The organism is Nocardia sp. CY41 (genome assembly GCF_009829325.1).
Classification (GTDB): Bacteria; Actinomycetota; Actinomycetes; order Mycobacteriales; family Mycobacteriaceae; genus Nocardia.
Window position 1 is genome coordinate 222,280 of sequence record NZ_VUOS01000009.1, and the last position, 16,081, is coordinate 238,360.

At 70.2% G+C, this 16,081-nt stretch carries 12 protein-coding genes and 1 pseudogene; 9 read left to right on the forward strand and 4 right to left on the reverse strand.

The window, feature by feature from the left end; translation table 11 throughout:
- The first annotated feature begins 295 nt into the window (after nucleotides 1-295).
- Complete coding sequence (locus GVY64_RS11965) at nucleotides 296-1,825, forward strand: phosphatase PAP2 family protein (protein ID WP_159840609.1); 1,530 nt, start codon at nucleotides 296-298, stop codon at nucleotides 1,823-1,825.
- 92 nt (nucleotides 1,826-1,917) lie between these two features.
- Here GVY64_RS11965 and GVY64_RS37795 read toward each other — a convergent pair.
- Together GVY64_RS37795 and GVY64_RS11975 are read right to left on the reverse strand one after the other, a co-directional pair.
- Nucleotides 1,918-2,171 (reverse strand): annotated as a pseudogene (locus GVY64_RS37795) (acetolactate synthase large subunit); the annotation flags it as partial.
- A 161-nt stretch (nucleotides 2,172-2,332) separates the two neighbouring features.
- Nucleotides 2,333-5,518: an acetyl-CoA carboxylase family protein gene (locus GVY64_RS11975; protein WP_159840613.1), complete on the reverse strand. Its 3,186-nt coding sequence runs from the start codon at nucleotides 5,516-5,518 to the stop codon at nucleotides 2,333-2,335.
- Nucleotides 5,519-5,574: 56 nt separating this feature from the next.
- Here GVY64_RS11975 and GVY64_RS11980 point away from each other — a divergent pair, with 56 nt between their 5' ends.
- Entirely contained in the window at nucleotides 5,575-6,183 is a 609-nt protein-coding gene (locus GVY64_RS11980; RefSeq protein ID WP_159840615.1) for a TetR/AcrR family transcriptional regulator, read from the forward strand.
- A 71-nt stretch (nucleotides 6,184-6,254) separates the two neighbouring features.
- Nucleotides 6,255-6,533 carry a hypothetical protein gene (locus GVY64_RS11985; protein WP_159840617.1) on the forward strand — a complete coding sequence of 93 codons (279 nt, stop codon included), beginning with the start codon at nucleotides 6,255-6,257 and terminating at the stop codon, nucleotides 6,531-6,533.
- Between the two features lie 10 nt (nucleotides 6,534-6,543).
- On the opposite strand, the gene GVY64_RS11990 is transcribed toward GVY64_RS11985, so the two are convergent.
- On the reverse strand, nucleotides 6,544-8,052 hold the full coding sequence (locus GVY64_RS11990) for a flavin-containing monooxygenase (RefSeq protein WP_159840618.1): 1,509 nt from the start codon (nucleotides 8,050-8,052) through the stop codon (nucleotides 6,544-6,546).
- Between the two features lie 258 nt (nucleotides 8,053-8,310).
- Between GVY64_RS11990 and GVY64_RS11995 the strand changes: the two genes are divergently transcribed.
- Nucleotides 8,311-9,456, forward strand: a complete 1,146-nt coding sequence (locus GVY64_RS11995) for an LLM class flavin-dependent oxidoreductase (RefSeq protein WP_159840620.1) — start codon at nucleotides 8,311-8,313, stop codon at nucleotides 9,454-9,456.
- A gap of 99 nt (nucleotides 9,457-9,555) precedes the next feature.
- On the forward strand, nucleotides 9,556-10,974 hold the full coding sequence (locus tag GVY64_RS12000) for an amino acid permease (protein ID WP_159840622.1): 1,419 nt from the start codon (nucleotides 9,556-9,558) through the stop codon (nucleotides 10,972-10,974).
- Between the two features lies 1 nt (nucleotide 10,975).
- Here GVY64_RS12000 and GVY64_RS12005 read toward each other — a convergent pair whose 3' ends face one another.
- Nucleotides 10,976-11,851, reverse strand: a complete 876-nt coding sequence (locus tag GVY64_RS12005) for a VOC family protein (protein WP_236566768.1) — start codon at nucleotides 11,849-11,851, stop codon at nucleotides 10,976-10,978.
- 82 nt (nucleotides 11,852-11,933) lie between these two features.
- On the opposite strand from GVY64_RS12005, the gene GVY64_RS12010 reads away from it, so the two are divergent.
- The 4 genes from GVY64_RS12010 (at nucleotide 11,934) to fabG (ending at nucleotide 15,959) form a co-directional block, all read left to right on the forward strand.
- On the forward strand, nucleotides 11,934-12,887 hold the full coding sequence (locus GVY64_RS12010) for an Lrp/AsnC family transcriptional regulator (RefSeq protein WP_236566769.1): 954 nt from the start codon (nucleotides 11,934-11,936) through the stop codon (nucleotides 12,885-12,887).
- A gap of 181 nt (nucleotides 12,888-13,068) precedes the next feature.
- Nucleotides 13,069-13,689 (forward strand): HAD family hydrolase, encoded by a 621-nt coding sequence (locus GVY64_RS12015; protein WP_201297989.1) that lies wholly within the window; start codon nucleotides 13,069-13,071, stop codon nucleotides 13,687-13,689.
- Nucleotides 13,690-14,043: 354 nt separating this feature from the next.
- The gene (locus GVY64_RS12020; protein ID WP_159840624.1) at nucleotides 14,044-15,192 is read left to right on the forward strand and encodes an acyl-CoA dehydrogenase family protein; all 1,149 of its coding nucleotides are present in this window, start codon (nucleotides 14,044-14,046) and stop codon (nucleotides 15,190-15,192) included.
- A gap of 14 nt (nucleotides 15,193-15,206) precedes the next feature.
- Complete coding sequence (fabG, locus tag GVY64_RS12025) at nucleotides 15,207-15,959, forward strand: 3-oxoacyl-ACP reductase FabG (RefSeq protein WP_159840626.1); 753 nt, start codon at nucleotides 15,207-15,209, stop codon at nucleotides 15,957-15,959.
- Nucleotides 15,960-16,081 lie beyond the last annotated feature (122 nt).

Below are 16,081 nucleotides of genomic sequence, written 5' to 3' on the forward strand. Positions count from 1 at the left end.
ATGATCCCGACCACACCCGAACTTGCGTGTCACCGACTACAGCGGATTCCAGCTCCGGATCCCACCTACGAACGCAATCGCCATGGGTCCGCAGGCGCTGCTTTCAGCCACCCACGAGGGACGAGCTCGTCGCGAACATGGCCGGGCTGTCGACCGTAATCTTCCGGATTGATTGCGACCGCCCGTTTCGGGAAACCGTGGACAACGAACTATCCAGACTCGGAGGTTCGCCGGTGACCTGTCGGGAGTCTTCGCTGCACGGCGGGGGTCTCGCACGATCGCAGGAGGTGTTGCGTTGTCTGTCGACCGCCACGACGGGGATGCCGCGACGGGCGCAGACCGTCTTGGCGTCCCGGCCCCCCGGAGTGAGGCCGCGGCCGCCGAACGATTCGCTGTCCGCAGTGCTGCGGCGTTGTTGGGCGCTGCAGCCGTCGGCATCGGGTTCGGTGTGCTCACAGCGCTGGTCCGGGCGCGGTGGGAGCCGATGCAGACCGCGGATCAGGCAGTCACCGACAGCCTGGTCTCCGTGGTGGCGGAGCACAGGATTCTGCGGAACATACTCACCGGCATCACCGATCTCGGCGGGACCGGCACGCTGGTCCTGGTGCTCGCCGTCTGCGGACTCTGGCTGCTCATTCGTCGTCTCCCACGCCTTGCTGTCTACGTGGTGGTCACAGGCACAGGCGGGTTGATCCTCAACCCGATCGTCAAAGAGCTTGTCGCCCGGCTACGTCCGGCGGTGGAGACTCCCCTCTACAGCGCAGACGGGTGGAGCTTCCCCAGCGGACACGCTATGAGTTCACTGGTGTGCTACGGCGTTGTCCTGCTGGTTTTCGTGCCCACCCTGCAAGCGGTCCCACGCCGCGCGGTGACCGTGTTCGCGGTCCTCGTCGTGGCGTCCGTCGGCCTCAGCCGGATAGCGCTCGGCGTGCACTACCTCACCGACGTCCTCGCGGGCTGGCTGCTGGGGTCGCTGTGGCTCGGTCTGGCCACCGTCGCGTTCGACCGATGGCGGGGCGACGCCCGAGTCGGCAACGCGGGCCCGCTGCCCGGTGACGTGCCAACGGCCGACGAAGACGACTTGCGGCCGGTCCCGCTTCGGCACGCGCCCACCCTCCCCCACCCCTGGCGAGGAATCGGCGAACTCGCGGTCGCGTGGGTGCTGCTCGTCGGAGGACTCGTCGGAATCGGCACGCTGGTGCGCGCCCCGGAAGCCGGAAACCCGGTCTGGCGATCGGATCACAGCATCGTGGCAACGCTTGCCGAGCACCGTAACCCGACGCTCACCTCCATCCTCGGCGTGTTCGGGGAACTCGGTGATACCACCGCGGTCATCACGGTCGCCCTGATCGTCGCCGCGCTGGCGGTGGGCCTTCTCCACAGCTGGCGCCCGGCGTTGTTCCTCGGTATCGCGCTACTGGGTGAGATCACTCTGTTTCTCACCACCGCCGCGATCGTCGACCGCGACCGCCCCCAGGTCCCACACCTGAATCCCGACCTGCCACCCACCGCCAGCTTCCCTTCCGGGCACGTTGCCGCCTCGCTGACGCTCTACTCAGCCACCGCTGCACTCCTGTGGGCTGCCACCCGCAGACGACGGCATCGGCTTCTGTCCGCCGCCATCATCCTGATCCCGGCACTGGTGGGCGTGCAGCGAATCTACGTCGGTGCGCACTACCCCACCGACGTCATCGGCGCGGTCCTACTGGCATCGATATGGACAGCGATCGCCTGGTTGGTCATCGACCCCGTCGAGACCTCCGGTCAGTCGACGCAGGCGCACGTGCACCCGGCTGCGGAATCCGATGGACGGCTACCGATGTAGCCATCGGAACCGTTTCGCCCGGGAATTGATCATTCGAGGTGTGTCGGCTTGATTTCCGGCGGTCGAAGTTTCGTGACGTACTCGTGGATGACCCAGCCGAGCGGATAGTCCGCGCGCAGACGGTTCAATCGCGCCCACCACGGCGTGAGGTCCGGCAGTGGTTGCGGATACGCGCCGATGGCCGCGTGGAGTTGTGCGAGCACCGCGCGGCAGTCGCCGACGATAGGCACGTCGGCCCGGCGGTTCGTGCCGATCTCGGCTGGGTCGTATCGGCGTGGATCACCGCGGCGCCGGGTGCGAATGTCCGCGGATCGCCGGTGACGCGATCATCGAAACGTGCGCCGAGCGGGCGTTGCCCGGCTCGCCGGTCCGCGGTTCCGTGGTGAGGACGGACCGTCCTGGCACGGCGCCTGATGGGGCGCGCGTGCGGATCGTGATCTCAACCGGACCCGCAGGCCCGGCGCCGAGGGCGGGGTGGCGTTCCTTCCCCGCTCGCGGGCCGGTGGGTCAGCGCAGGGTGCGAATCCAGCGGCGAGTGTCGGCCGGATCGATGACGTCGTCGAGTTCCAGGACGGTCGCGGCGGTGAGCGCCTTGCCGTTGGTGTAGGCGAGCTGCACCAGATTGTCGAACGCTTGCTGCCGCTCACCCGGATCGTCGATGGCGGCGAGCTCTTTGGCGAAGCCGAGGCGGACCGCGCCTTCCAGACCCATGCCGCCGATTTCACCGGTCGGCCAGGCGACGACGAACCGGGGCGCGCGGAACGAGCCCGCCGCCATGGCTTGGGCGCCCAGACCGTAGCCCTTGCGCACGATGACGGTGCCCAGCGGCACGGAGAGTGCGGCGGAGTCGATGAACAGGCGACTGAACTTCGTCACCGTGCCGTCCTTCTCCGCGTCCGGGCCCACCATGAAACCCGGTGTGTCACAGAAGGAGACGATCGGCAGGCCGTGCGCGTCGCACAGGCGCAGGAACATGCTGAGCTTGTCCGCGGCGGGAGCGTCGATCGCCCCGCCGTGATGGTGGCAGTCGTTGGCGATCAATCCGAACGGCCGTCCCTCGACCCGGATCAGGGCCGTGACGATCCCGGCGGCCCAGTCGCGCCGCAGCTCCAGCACCGACCCGACATCCGCGACGGCCTCGATCGCGGCACGGATGTCGAACGCGCGCAGCCGATTCTCGGGGACGACGTGCCGCGCCAGACGCGGGTCCGGTGCGATCCAGTCCTCGGTGGCGCCTCGGAAGTAGGCGAGATAGCGACGGGCGGTGGCGACCGCCTCGGCTTCGTCGGCGGCGACGATGTGCACGACACCGTTGCGGCGCTGCACCTCGACGGGGCCGATGTCCTCCGGGGCGTACACGCCGAGCCCGCCGCCCTCGATCATGGCGGGGCCGCCCATGCCGATGTTCGCGTCAGGTGTGGCGATCACGACGTCGCACATGCCGAGCAGCGCCGCGTTACCCGCGAAGCACCGGCCGGACACGATCCCGATCAGCGGAACCCGGCCCGAGAGCGCACCCATCGCGCGAAAGGTGGTGACGTCGAGTCCGGAGATGCCGGGATAGTCGGTGTCGCCCGGTCTGCCGCCGCCGCCCTCGGTGAAGAACACCACCGGAAGTCCTTGTTCGCGAGCCAGTTCCAGCATGCGGTCGGTCTTGACGTGGTTGCGCATTCCCTGGGTGCCCGCCAGCACCGTGTAGTCGTAGGACAGCACGACCGCACGCGAGCGATCGGGACCGAATCGCTCGGCGTCGATGGTGGCGACCCCCGCGATCAGTCCGTCGGCGGGCGTGTTCGCGATCAGATCCTCCTGGCTGCGGCGCAGGCGCTGCGCAGCGACGGCCAGCGCGCCGTACTCCACGAAGCTGTCCGCGTCGACCAGGTCGGTGATGTTCTCCCTGGCGGTGCGCCGCCCGAGCCGATGACGTTTCGCGACCGCCTCCGGCCGGGCTTCGTCGAGGCCGACGCGGTGTCGGGCATCGACCTCGGCGAGATCGGCGCGCACCGCGTCCAGGTCGATCGCGGCGTGTTCCGCGATCGCGCCGTCGTGCTCGGCGGCGGCGAAGGTCAGCAGCGGCGCATGCGGATCGACGACCGCGCCGACCGCTACGACGTGGCGGCACACCCGCAGGTCCTGCTCGGCGCGCACCACGTGCTGCATCTTCATCGCTTCCAGCACCGCCACCTCGCCACCCGCCGCGACGACGGCGCCGGGCTCGGCGAGAGCGACCACCGTGCCGCCCATCGGCGATCGCACCGCTTCCTCGTCGCCTGCCAGCGTCACCTCGGCCGCCGTGACCTCCTCCGCGACCGGCGCGACGGGTAGAGCATCGAGGAAATCGCTTGCGCGCCGGACCAAATCATCGACATTCTGCTCGAACCACGTGGTCGGCACGACGCGGCCCTGCGAGAGGTCCGCCAAGACCGCGCGCAGCACGGCGACATTCGTGTCCACGCCGGTGACGACGGTCTCGGCCAGCGCGTCGGCGCACCGGCGCAGCGCGGCCGGATAGGACGGACCGGCGGCGACGATCTTCGCCAGCAAGGAGTCGAAGCGCGCGTCCTGCCGCATCCCGGTATACGCGGCGGTGTCGACCCGCACACCGGCGCCGGTCGGGGGCGCGAACCGGGTCAGCGTGCCGGCGCCGGGCAGCACGTCCCCGCCCGCGGTGACGGTTTCGGCGTTCAGGCGCGCCTGCACCGCGTAGCCGCGAGCGGACCCGGGGTCCGGCAACGCGAGATCGGCCAGCGTGGCCCCGCGGGCGAGATCGCATTGCACCGCGACCAGATCGATCCCGGTGACCACTTCGGTGACGGTGTGCTCCACCTGCAGCCGCGGGTTGACCTCGAGAAACCAGGCCTCCTCGCCGCGGACGAGGAACTCGACGGTGAGGACGCCGCGGCAGCCGACGGATTCGGCGAGCCGGACGGCCCAGCCGTGCAACCGCTCCCGCGACACCGCGGAGAGCTCGGGGGCGGGCGCCACCTCGAGCAGTTTCTGCTGCCTGCGTTGCACACTGCAATCGCGATCGCCGACGGCCGCCGCCGCTGCGCCATCCGCGACGATCTGGACTTCGATGTGACGCGCTCCGGTGACCAGCGCCTCCGCGTAGACCCCGTCGTCGCCGAATCCGGCCAGCGCCTCCGCGCGGCAGCGTTCGAAGGCCTCCGGCACGCGCGCGGCGTCGCGCACCGCCCGCATGCCGCGTCCGCCGCCGCCCCCGGCGGCTTTCACCATCACTCCGTCGGGATGTGCGGCGAGCAGTGTCTGGACCGCGGCGATGTCCGCGCCGCGGCGGGTCGCCGGGAGTACCGGGACGCCCGCGCGTTCGGCCGCCGCGCGCGCCGCGGTCTTGTCCCCGAAGACTTCCAGCGCCTCCGCCGAAGGACCGACGAACACGAGCTCGCCCGCCGCGCACGCGGCCGCGAATTCCGCACTCTCGCTGAGGAATCCGTAGCCCGGATGCACCAAGGCGCCCGGCCCCGCCTTTCGCGCCGCCGCGACGACCGCAGGCACGTCGAGGTAGGCCGCGGCGCCGACGCCGGGCAATGCCACCGCGTCGTCGGCCAGGCGGACGTGCAACGCGTCCCGTTCCTCGGCCGTATGCATCGCCAGGGTGCGCCAGCCCTGTTCCCGGGCGGTACGCACCACACGCACCGCTACTTCTCCCCTGTTCGCCACGACCAGCTGCATGCCGCCCAGTGTTATTGACGTTGACGTCAACGTCAATATCCGTCACGATGAACTCCGTGACCCAGTCCACCTGGTCGGTGCGTGCCGCGCGGGAGCGTTCGCACACCTCCCGGCACCGCGACCTGCTCGACGCCGCCGCCCGGGTGTTCGCCGAGCGCGGCTACGACAACACCACCGTCGCCGCGATCACCGCGGCGGCGGGCGTCTCCCGGGCGACGATGTACATCTACTTCGCCTCGAAAGAGGAGATCTTCCTCGCGCTGGCCGAGCGGGTCCGCGACGATTTCCTCGCCGCCCAGGAGCCGGGCATCGAGGACGACGATCCGCGAACGATGTTGCGCGCCACCATCGATTCCTTCGCCACGGCGGTCGCCGCGGCGGGTCCCATGCTGCGCCTGATCGATGAGCGCGGGGCGGTGGACTCCAAGGTCGCCGCGCTGGCCGAGGAGATCACCGAACGCCCGATCCGCCGCTTCACCCGATATCTCCAGCGCCAACTCGACGCAGGCCGCGTCACCCCGGTGACGACGCCGCGGGTGATCGCGGAAACCATCGGCTACACCCTGACCGCGGGCGTGCTCGCGCGCCGCACCGACGACGAACTCGCTCGCGCCGAGTTTCGCGACGCCATCGGGACGGTCGCGGAGACTCTGCTCGGTCTGTAACGCGCGAGACGGTTCCGGCTCCGCGCCCGGACGGGCATCCCGTCGTAGGGTGCGGTGCCTGGCTCGGACGAATGCGGACCTATCTGCCATCCGGCGGCCCCAGCGCGGCGGAATTGCCGGAAGTCACCGTGCCGGACGACAGCACGACCCGCATACTGCCCGCCTGCCCGCAGCCCGCGCGGACGCCTGCACTGGACGCGGCCATGCGCGCGGTCGCAGCGGCAGGCCTGCCGCTGCGACCGCGGACAGCACGGGATTCGCGCGCCTCGACACCAGCGGCCGCGAACCGCGCTGTGCGCGTTGTCCGCGCTCGCGGCGGACACCTCGTCGTGCCCGCCGCAGTGAAGTGATCGGCGGCGCTCAGGCGCTGCGGATGCCTTCCAGCGGCCGTGCGGAGGCCGGCGACTTCTCGGCGCGGCCGAAAGCCAGCACTCCGTCCTCGAGTGCGCCTTTGCGCAGCAGCTTGCGGTCGCGGAAGTAGTTGTTGATCACCTGCCAGGGACCGTTGGTGCCCTGCCGGGGCATCACCGCGTCGCCGCGCTGGATGTAGCCGGAGGTCAGCGCCCCGCCCATCACCGAATCGGCGCCTCGGTCGCGCTCGGCGGCGACGGCCTCCACCCGGGTGAAGCCGTGCTTCTTCATGTGGTTGAGCACGCGGCAGAAGTACTCTGCCGCCAAGTCCGCCTTCAGCGTCCAGGAGGCGTTGGTGTAGCCGAGCACCATCACCGCGTTCGGCACGCCGTCGAGCATGGTCCCCTTGTAGACCACCCGGTCGCGGGTGACCACCGGCTCGCCATCGATCTCGAGTGTCACGCCGCCCAGCATCTGCACGTTCAGGCCGGTGGCGCTGATCACCAGGTCGGCGGGCAGTTCCTCGCCGGAGACGAGGCGGATGCCCGTCTCGGTGAAAGTCTCGATGCGGTCGGTGACGATGGAGGCCTTGCCGCTGCGCAGCACCTTGAACAGGTCCCCGTTGGGCACCACGCACAGCCGCTGGTCCCACGGGTTGTAGCTCGGGGTGAAGTGCCGCATGTCGATCCCCGGGCCGACTTGCATCCGCACGGCGGCCAGCAGCAGCTTCTTGGCCGCTTCCGGATTGGTGCGGGACAGCTGGAAACTCGCGCGCTGCAAAGCGATGTTGCGCGCCCGCCCGATCCGGTAGGCAAGCTTTTCGGGCACCTTGGCGGCTTTCATCCCCACCGCGACCGGGTCGTCGGCGGGCAGCGCGGTGATATACGTCGGCGAGCGCTGCAGCATGGTGACGTGCTCCGCCGCGTCGCTCATCGCCGGGATCAGCGTGATCGCGGTGGCGCCGGAGCCGATCACGACGATCCGCTTGCCGGTGTAGTCGAGGTCTTCGGGCCAATGCTGCGGGTGCACGATCTGCCCGCCGAAGTTCTCCTCGCCCGGGAACCGCGGCCGGTAGCCGTTGTCGTAGTCGTAGTAGCCGGTGCAGCCGACCAGGAAGTCACTGGTGTAGACCTCGGACTCGCCGGTCTGCTCGTCGAGCGCCTCCACGGTCCAGGTGGCCGTCGCACTGGACCAGCGCGCCGTGGTCACCTTCCGGCCGAACCGGATGTGCTCGGTGACGCCGTACTCCGCGGCGGTCTCCTCGATGTACCGGCGGATGTGCGGCCCGTCGGCGAGGACCTTGGTGCCGTTCCACGGGCGGAAGCCGTAACCGAAGGTGTACATGTCGGAATCGGAGCGGATGCCCGGATAACGGAACAGGTCCCAGGTGCCGCCGATGGCCGTCCGGCGCTCCAGGATCGCGTAGCTGCGTCCCGTCTGTTCCTTGGTGAGATGGCAGGCCATGCCGATTCCGGACAGCCCAGCGCCGATGATCAATACGTCGACATGCCGCGTCATTGAGGTACTCGTTTCGTCCGATCCGCCTCGCACACCGGAGGGTGCGTGCTGAGCCCAGATTACGTGTGATTCGTGGTTACGTCTAGTCACGAATAGTGACACGGCCGGATACCCGAATAAAAACCGGGCTGGTTGCAAACCGTGACCCGGCCCCGTCGAGCGGCCAGCATGGACCACTGCGGCGAGCCCACCGGGCGCACCGCCTCGATCAGTCCGTTATCGGCGCGGCCGCGGTCTCCGGAAGGGAGTTGGCTCAGCATGAGTCTGTCGTTCCACTGGTTCCTCCCCACCTACGGCGATTCCCGCGCCCTGATCGCGGGCGGGCACGGCACCTTCATGTCCGGAGACCGCCCGGCGAGCCTGCGGTACTTGAACCAGATCGGCGCCGCCGCCGAGGACAACGGTTTCGAGGCCGTGCTCACCCCGACCGGCGCGTGGTGCGAGGACGCGTGGCTGACCACCGCGATGATGGTCGAGACCACCGAGACACTCAAGTTCCTGGTCGCCTTCCGTCCCGGCCTGGTGAGCCCGACCCTCGCGGCCCAGATGGCGGCCACCTTCCAGCGGCACTCCCAGGGCAGGCTGCTGCTCAACGTGGTGACCGGCGGAGAGCCGCACGAACAGCAGGCCTACGGCGACTTCCTGGACAAAACCCAGCGCTATGCCCGCACCGGCGAGTTCCTGCACGTCGTGCGAGAGCTGTGGACCTCCACCGAGCCGGTGAGCTTCGAGGGCGAGCACATCCGAGTCCACCAGGCGCTGCTGGGCAACCGACCGGACCCGGTGCCGCCGGTGTTCTTCGGCGGCTCCTCCGAACCGGCGGGCCCGATCGCGGCCCGCTACAGCGACGCCTACCTGACCTGGGGCGAGCCGCTGCTCGCGGTGAGTAGGAAGCTGGAATGGATCCGCCGCCTGGCGGTGGACCACGGCCGTGTCCTCGACTACGGCCTGCGCGTGCACGTGATCAGCCGGGACACCTCCGAGCAGGCCTGGGCCGAGGCCGACCGCCTGCTGGCCGGCATCGACCCCGCCGACATCGAGCGGGTGCAGAGCAATCTGGCCCGCAGCGAGTCCGAAGGCCAGCGACGGATGAGCGAACTGCACGGCGGCAGCACCGACCGGTTGGAGATCGCGCCCAATCTGTGGGCCGGTGTCGGCCTGGTCCGCGGCGGCGCGGGCACCGCGCTGGTCGGCTCGCACGCCGAAGTCGCCGATCGGCTGGCCGAATACGCGCGTCTGGGCATCAAGCACTTCATCCTCTCCGGCTACCCCCATCTGGAAGAGGCCTACTGGTTCGGCGAAGGCGTGCTGCCGATCCTGGAACGCAGGGGCTTGTGGCGGCATCCCAACCGCACCGCCCGCGTCGCCGCCGCCACGCCGTTCGCCGCGTCGTCGAGCAGCTGAGCGCAACACCCCAGTTATTCCCATGCGCTGCGGCGCGGCGAGAATGGTCTATCGGTTCGGCACCGGCCGCGACCGACGGATCGTTCGCGTAAGGGAGTCATGACCACCGAATCAGCACGGCGTTGGCGCCGCCGCCTGCCCGACACCGCGACCGAGGCGGGCGCGCCCACGCTGGCGCGCAGGCTCGGCCGGCTCGATCTCACCGCCATGGGTGTCGGCACCATCGTCGGCGCGGGAATCTTCGTCATCACCGGTGTGGCCGCCGCGGAGAAGGCCGGGCCCGCCATCGTGCTGTCGTTCGCGTTGGCCGGAACGGTGTGCGTGCTGGTGGCCCTGTGCTACAGCGAACTCGCGGCGATGGTTCCGGTCTCCGGCAGCGCCTACACCTACACCTACGCGACCCTCGGCGAAGCACCCGCGTTCCTGGTCGGCTGGAACCTGCTGCTCGAGTTCGTCATCGCGGGAGCCGCGGTGGCGATCGGCTGGTCCGGGACCACGGTGTCCGCGCTGGATTCGCTGTTCGGCATCACCGTCCCGCACGCACTCGTGGCGGGGCCCGCAGAAGGCGGCGTGGTGAACCTGCCCGCCGCGCTGATCGTCGCCGCCGTCGTCGCGGTGCTCGTCGGCGAGGTGACGTTCACCGCGCGGATCACCAAGGCGCTGGTCGCGGTGACCATCGGCGTGCTCGTGCTGGTGATCGCCGTCGGCGGCCCGCACGTGAGCGTCGACAATTGGACCCCGTTCGCGCCGTTCGGCATCGGCGGGATCGTCGGCGGCGCCGCGATCGCGTTCTTCGCATTCCTCGGCTTCGACGTGGTCGCCGCGTCGGCGGAGGAGGCCCGTAATCCACGGCGCGACGTGCCCTTCGCGATCATCGGCACGGTACTCATCGCCACCGTGCTCTACGCGCTGGTCAGCGCCGTGCTCACCGGCATGGTGCCGTTCGCCACGCTGAACAACAGCGCGCCGATCGCGACCGCGTTCGGCGCGGTGCGCATCGGCTGGATCGGCGACGTCATCGTGATCGCCTCGATCATCGCGCTCACCAAAGGCCTGCTGCTGATCGTCTACGCGCAGGTGCGGTTGATGTTCGCCATGTGCCGCGACCGGCTGTTGCCCTTCGGTCTCGCGGCGACCGGGAAGCGGTCCACCCCGGTCCGGCTGACCGTGCTGCTCGGCGCGCTCGGCGCGATCATCGCGGGACTGCTGCCGATCGACATCGTGGTCGAACTGGTGAACATCGGCGCGCTGTCGGCGTTCGCGGTGGTGTGCGTTGGCGTGCTGGTGCTGCGCCGGGCGGAGCCCGAACGGGAACGCCCGTTCCGCACCCCGCTGGTGCCCGTCGTTCCGCTGCTCGCGCTGATCGGCTGCGTCCTGCTCGCGACCACTCTGGAGGCGCTGACCTGGGTGCGCTTCGGCGTGTGGGTGCTGGTCGGCATCGCGGTCTACCTCGGATACGGCCGCAAGCGCTCCACCCTCGCCGAACCGCGCCTCGGCGAGGGCCCCGCCCGCCGCTGACTCAGCCCGCCACGAAGAACAGGCCGGCGCCGTAGGCCTCGCGCGCGGAGACGAAGAATCCCTCGTCTGTCTCGCGCACCGGCACACCCGCCTTCTCGATGACATCGCGTGCGACGCGAAGGTCGCGCACGGCGATCGTCATGGCGGCCAGGTACGACGGTGCGGGCGCCGGCTCGCCCGGCAACACGGCGTCGGCCTGGGACGCGCGCACCAGTTCCAACCTCCCCGTACCCAGCTCCAGCACGGTCCGCGGCCCTTTGCCCACGGCGGGCGCCTCCAGGATGCGGCCGTAGCGTTCGACGATCCCGTCGAACTCGCCATCGGCCGCGACGATCAGCACGGCGGCGATGGCACGCGCGCCGTTCGGGTGCGCGAGGTAGCGAGGCTGGTGCACGTATTCGCGAGTCAGGTGCTGGGCGACGCCGAGGAGGGCCTCGGGCGTCGAGCTCGGATCCACGTGCACGGCCCGCGCGCGCACCGTGCGAATGCCGTCCTCGGTCTCGACGTCGCGCTCGAGGTCGAGCACGCCGGTGGCTCGCAGCCCCGCCGCCAGCAGCTGCCGCCGCGCGGACTCGGCGTCGCCGGTCTCCAGGTTGAGCAGGCGGAAACCTTCGTACTCGTCGGCCATCGCTTTGGTGTGCCAGGGATCCGGTGCGTTCTCGTCCACGATGCCGAGCAATTCCAGATAGGACCCGCCGAACAACACGCACCGGTTGGCCGTGCATCCGGGCGTGGGCGGCTCACCCGGCTGCGCGCTGAGCAGGTGCCGCGAGCGGGGGCTCAGCGTGAACCCGAGGTCGAGATAGCGGCGTTCCAGGCCGTCCAGATCGCGGGTCAGGATTCCGGTGTGGTGAAGGGCGTCGATGGGTTTCTGCACGCCGTCGATGTTTGTCCCGGCGCCGCCGTACCGCCCGTGCGCACGGCCGATTCGCCGGATTCCGGCACTGCCCTACGCTGACATGGTGGATTCGGTCATCCTGGACGACGTCGACCGAAGTTTGCTGCACGCCCTGCAGCTCGACGGCCGCGCGCCGTTCAGCAGACTCGCGCCGGTGCTGGAGGTCTCCGAACGCACCCTGGCTCGCCGCTACCGGCGGCTGTTCGACACCGGCGGGCTGCGCGTCACCGGGGTCGCCGACACCGCGCGGGTAGGCCACGCCGAGTGGCTGGTCCGTCTGCGAGTCCGTCCCGATGCCACCGCCGCGCTGGCCGACACGCTGGCGCGCCGTGCCGACACCGCCTGGGTGACCGTCGTCGGCGGTGGGTCCGAGTTGGTCTGCCTGTTCCGCGTTCCCGGCGACGCTCCCCTGCCCGAGTTGGCGCGCCATCCGGCCGTCCACGCGGTGGACGCCCACCGCGTGCTGCGGCACGTCATGCAGCGCCGCTGGCAGGGACGGATGTCGGCGCTGTCCACCGAGCAGACCGCGGCCCTGCGTGCGCCCGACACGGATCCGTCCGCGACCGTGACGCCCAGCGACCTGGATCGGCGTCTGCTCCGCGCGCTCGCCGCCGACGGGCGCGCGGCATACCCGCGCCTGGCACGAGCCGTCGGCTGGTCGGAATCCGCGGTACGGCGGCGGCTCGAGGAACTGCGTCACGCCCGGGTGCTCGGCTTCGACGTCGAGATCGACCCGGCCCTGTTCGGCTACGCCGTGCAGAGCCTGCTGTGGCTCACGGTCGCCCCGGCCCAGCTGGTCGCCGTCGCCACCGCGCTGGCCGCCGATCCGGAGGCGGCGTTCGTCGGCGCCACCACCGGACCGCACAATCTGCTGGTCTGCGTCGTCTGCCGAGACGCGGACGACCTGTTCCGCTACACCACGGAGCGGATCGCGGCGCTGAGCGGGATCCATCGAATGGAGATCAGCCCGATCAGCGGCTACGCCAAGCGCGCGGCGCCACCCCGATTCACCTGACGCATACTTGCGCTCGATGCCGAAACCGGCGGCGGCACAGTCGCTTACCCGACATCGAGTGCATCCGGGGTTCCACGTGGATCACGGCTCTCGTTGCGGCGGCACGGCTTTCGCCCGAGGGAGTTGTGAATCACAACAGCCGGACCGGCACGCCGCGGCGCGGGCGATTAGGGTCGGTCAGGTGACCTGGACCGTGGGCTTCGACCTCGACATGACGCTGATCGACTCGCGACCCGGCGTCGCCAGCGCCATCGACCGACTCGGCGTCGAGTTCGGCCTGCCGCTGTCCGGGACGACCTTCGCCGATCGGCTCGGCCCGCCGCTGGCCACCCTGCTTGTCGAAGCGGGCGCGCCCGAAGACCTCGTTCCGGCCCTGGTCACCCGCTACCGAGCGCTCTACCCGACGATCGTCTCGGCCATTCCCCCGATGCCCGGTGCGCAGGCCGCACTGGCGGCTGTCGAGGCCCGCAACGGACGAGTGCTGGTGGTCACCGGCAAGCACGCGCCGCTCGCGCAATTGCACATCGCCGAGCTCGGCTGGCGCGTCGACCATCTCGCCGGCGACCTCTGGTCGGCGGGCAAGGCGGCGACGCTGCGCGAGCAGGGCGCGAGTCTGTTCGTCGGCGACCACGTCGGCGACATGAACGGTGCGCGCGCCGCGGACGTCTTCGCAGTCGGGGTCAGCACCGGGCCGTGCACGGCCGACGAACTGCGCGCGGCGGGCGCGGACGTGGTGCTGACAGACCTCACCGAGTTCCCCGCCTGGCTCGCGACGGAATGCGGCGCGGTCACCGCCCGATGAGCGGCCCGAGAACCTCATCAGCCTGATCGGTGAGGGGTTGTCCACGGAACCGGCCGGGTTGTCATTCCTGGTAACGACGAGCCGCCGACACGGTTCGCCTGATGCAGGATGCGTTGCCGCGACAATCCGCCAGGCGCTTCACGTCCTGCTTCGACATGCAGCGCGGGGGCACATCACCACGCGACGTACGGAGCCCCATTGCGGTCGATTGGCCCGCCACTCGACTATCCCGCTCCGTCACCGACCGTGAGCACCGGTACAGCCATGGCGCGCCACGCGTGCTGACGTCGCATTTTCGTGCTGCGCCCGCACTAAACTTGCGGCGCTAGTTTAAACCTCGCTAGCCTACCGCCCATGAACCTCGAACTGTCCGGCGAGCAGACGGCGGCGCGGCAGCTCGCGGCCGATTTCGTCGACCGGGAAATCGTTCCGCACGCCGCGCGGTGGGATCGCGACGAAAGCGTGGACCGGTCGATCGTGGCGCGGCTCGGCGAACTGGGCTTTCTCGGCCTCACCATCCCCGAGCAGTACGGCGGCAGCGCGGGCGACCATCTCACCTACTGCCTGGTCCTCGAGGAACTTGGGCGCGGCGACTCGGCTGTGCGCGGCATCGTCTCCGTCTCCCTCGGCCTGGTGGCCAAGTCGATCCAGCACTTCGGCACCGAGGAGCAGAAACAGACCTGGCTCACGCCGCTGGTGGCTGGCGAGGCGCTCGGCTGTTTCGCACTCACCGAGCCGGGCACCGGCTCCGACGCGGCCCAGCTGCGCACCCGCGCGGTGCGCGACGGCTCGGACTGGGTGCTGTCGGGCACGAAGATGTTCATCACCAACGGCACCTGGGCCGATGTGGCGTTGGTGTTCGCGCGCAGCGGCGGCGACGGACACCGGGGCATCACCGCGTTCCTGGTACCGACCGACTCGCCCGGATTCACCGCGCAGGAGGTCCACGGAAAGCTGGGGCTGCGCGGACAGGCCACGGCCGAACTAGTGCTGGACGGTGTGCGTGTTCCCGACAGTGCCCGGCTGCACTCCGAGGGCAAGGGCTTCGGTGTGGCGATGGCGGCGCTGGCCAAGGGCCGCATGTCGGTCGCGGCGGGCTGCGTCGGGCTGGCGCAGGCCTGCTTGGACGCCGCCGTCGGCTATGCCACCCAGCGAGAACAGTTCGGCAAGCCGATCGCGGCCCACCAGCTCGTCCAGGAGCTGCTCGCCGATATCGCCCTCGACGTGGACGCGGCGCGGCTGCTGGTGTGGCGGGTCGCCGACCTCGTCGACCGTGGCGAGGAATTCGCCGTGGCGTCCTCCGAGGCGAAGCTGTTCGCTTCCGAGGCGGCGGTCCGTGCGGCCGACCGCGCGGTGCAGGTGTTCGGCGGGTACGGCTACATCGATGAGTTCCCGGTCGGCAAATACCTCCGCGACGCCAAGGTGATGACCCTGTACGAGGGCACGAGCCAGATCCAGAAATTGCTCATCGGCCGCGCACTGACCGGCGTCGCCGCGTTCTGACAGGAGAACATCCGATGCACCGATTCACCGACCGGATCGCCGTCGTCACCGGTGCGGCCCGCGGCATCGGCGCGGCCACCGCGCTGCGCCTCGCCGCCGAGGGCGCCGCCGTGGCGGTACTCGACCGCGACGCGCCCGACGAGACCGCCGCACGGATCACCGAAGCCGGCGGGGTGGCCCGCAGCTACGTCTGCGACGTCACCGAGCGCGCCTCGGTCGAGGCGGTGTTCGACCGGGTCGCGGCCGATCTGGGCAGCCCGCAGGTCTTGGTCAACAACGCGGGCATCACCCGCGACGACCTGTTCTTCCGCCTATCCGAGGAGGACTGGCACGCGGTGCTCGCGGTCAATCTGACCGGCGCCTACCACTGTGCGCAAGTCGCGCAGAGGTTCATGACGGCCCAGCGGTACGGCAGGATCGTCTCGCTGTCGAGCCGGTCGGCGCTGGGCAACCGCGGCCAGGCCAACTACGCGGCCGCCAAGGCCGGCATCCAGGGGCTCACCGCGACGCTCGCCCTGGAACTCGGCCCGTACAACATCACCGTCAACGCGGTGGCGCCCGGCTATATTGCCACTTCTATGACCGCCGCCACCGCCGACCGGGTCGGAATGAGCGCCGAGGACCACCAGAAAGCGGCCGCGGAACGCACGCCGCTGGGCCGCGTGGGTCAGCCCGAAGAGGTCGCGGCGGTGATCGCCTTCCTCGCCAGCGACGAGGCGAGTTACGTCAGCGGACAGACGCTGTACGTCAACGGTGGCGCCCGCTGACGACGGCGAGCGGCGTCGTCCGCAGGCGACCGGTGCAGTCGCGGGGGGTGCTGCGCTTACCCGTCGCGGCCGAGACAGCGTCCGTGCACTCCGGCTTACACGATGCCCCGCCGGTCTCGTCG